This window comes from Acinetobacter sp. AS167 (genome assembly GCF_037152175.1).
Lineage (GTDB): Bacteria > Pseudomonadota > Gammaproteobacteria > Pseudomonadales > Moraxellaceae > Acinetobacter.
The window spans coordinates 1-223 of the sequence record NZ_JBBCMP010000066.1; the positions used below are offsets into that span (position 1 = coordinate 1).

Here is a 223-nt window from a genome sequence, read left to right on the forward strand (position 1 = left end):
GAACAGCAACATCAAGACAGTGATCACTGGCAATACGCTAGATATCCAATTGGCAGATGCACCAGTATTTGCAGGCAAAGTGACTGCAAATGGTTTAGATGCCAATGGCAACAAAGTTGAAAACGTAGCAGATGCAACGACAGCAACAGATGCAGTGAACAAAGGTCAGTTAGATGCAGCGACGACAGCATCAAGCACAAAGACAGATACTTTGGGTACGAGC

1 pseudogene is annotated in these 223 nt (G+C 45.3%); it reads left to right on the forward strand.

Annotated features, from left to right (window positions below):
- Positions 1–223, forward strand: a pseudogene (locus WFN33_RS20380) (hypothetical protein); the annotation flags it as partial.